This is a genomic window from Halomonas sp. (genome assembly GCF_031581305.1).
Lineage (GTDB): Bacteria > Pseudomonadota > Gammaproteobacteria > Pseudomonadales > Halomonadaceae > Halomonas.
This window is the reverse complement of record NZ_JAVLBC010000331.1, coordinates 1-1,579: the sequence shown is the minus strand read 5'-3', so window position 1 is coordinate 1,579 and position 1,579 is coordinate 1. Positions and strand designations below refer to the sequence as shown.

At 63.8% G+C, this 1,579-nt stretch carries 1 protein-coding gene; it reads left to right on the top strand.

The window, feature by feature from the left end; all coding sequences use genetic code 11:
* Positions 1–91: 91 nt before the first annotated feature.
* Positions 92–1,408 carry an IS1380 family transposase gene (locus tag RI841_RS16405; protein ID WP_310706697.1) on the top strand — a complete coding sequence of 439 codons (1,317 nt, stop codon included), beginning with the start codon at positions 92–94 and terminating at the stop codon, positions 1,406–1,408.
* The last annotated feature ends 171 nt before the right edge of the window (positions 1,409–1,579 follow it).

Sequence of the window (1,579 nt, the reverse complement as noted above, 5' to 3'; positions counted from 1 at the left end):
CTAGCCTGGAAATTGCATCAGACATGAAAAAAGCGGCTGAAAATCGGTTATAATTCAAGAGCCTAACCAAGAATCAACCGCATCAGCCGCCATGACAAAATGTACCACGCCGACTGCTTCCTTTCCACGCTGTAAAGGCCGCCAGGTTACCGCCGGTTTCGACGGGGGCGAGATCACCTCCGATGGCGGCGCCCTGCTGCTTCGCCAGCTCGATCGCGAGATGAGGCTGACCCGTACCATCGCGCGCCGCCTCAATGATGCTCGGGCCGCTCGCCGTTGCCAGCATCGCGCCGAGACCATGCTCCGGCAGCGCGTCTTTGGCCTGGCACTGGGCTACGAGGACCTCAACGATCACCACGCCCTGCGCCGCGACATCGCTCTGCAGACCGCGGTCGGTACCGACGGCGTGCTGGCCAGCCAGTCGACGCTGTGTCGCTTCGAGCAGCAGGCCAGTCGCCAGTGGGCGGTAGCCATCCAGGAGGAGATCGTCGAGCAGTTCATCCGTTCCTTCCGGCGGCCGCCGAAGAAGCGCTTGATCCTCGACTTCGACGCCACCGACGATCCGGTGCATGGCGAGCAGCTCGGCCGCCATTTCTCCGGCTTCTACGACGGGTACTGCTTCCTGCCGCTCTACGTCTTCTGTGGCCAGCAGTTGCTGGTCAGCTACCTGCGTCCGGCCTATCGCGATGCGGCCCACCATGCCGGGGCCATCCTGGCGTTGCTGGTGCGGCGCCTGCGCCAGGCCTGGCCCGAGGTGAAGCTCGTCTTCCGTGGCGACAGTGGCTTCTGCCGACCGCTGATTCTCGATTGGTGCGAGCGCCATGGCGTCGAGTACATCGTCGGCCTGGCCACCAACAGCCGCCTCGAGAAGCTGTCACTGGACATTCGCTACGAGTCGGCCATTCGCTGGGAGGCTGCGCGCACCAAGCAGCGCCACTTCGGGCGCATCGACTATGCCGCGCACAGCTGGAAGTGCCCTCGCCGCAAGGTGGTGATCAAGGCCGAGACCAGCCACCGAGGCTTCAACACCCGCTATGTGGTGACCAACCTGAGGGGCAGCCCCCAGTGGCTCTACGACAGCCGCTATTGCCCGCGTGGCGACATGGAGAACCGCATCAAGGAGCAGCAGTGGCTCTTCTCGGATCGCACCAGCTGCCATGACTGGTGGCCCAACCAGTACCGGCTCCTGCTGGCCGGCCTGGCCTACCTGCTGCTGGAACGGCTGCGCCGGGTGTACCTGAAGCGCACCGCGTATGCCACGGCTCAGGTCACCACCCTGCGCCTGAAGCTGCTGAAGATCGGTGGTGTGGTGATCCGCAATACCCGGCGCGTCCGGCTGATGCTGAGCAGTCATTACCCCGACCAGGACCTCTTCCAGAAGCTCGCCCGCAAGCTCGTGCCGGGATGACCGGCAGGGTGCTGTCCCCGGCACGAGATAAACAACGGGGGTAGGGGGCAGTGCGTCTTGAGGGCGGGAAATCGATCAAAAAGTGAGCGATTTTCGCGCCATCCAACATGAAGCGCTGGCCTGCTCACCCACCAGGCCGAACTCGCGACACTGGTGCAATATTCAGGCTAG

Bases quoted from the DNA above. Each gene is read 5' to 3' on its own strand.
- RI841_RS16405 (WP_310706697.1), top strand. From the start codon at position 92: ATGACAAAATGTACCACGCCGACTGCTTCCTTTCCACGCTGTAAAGGC.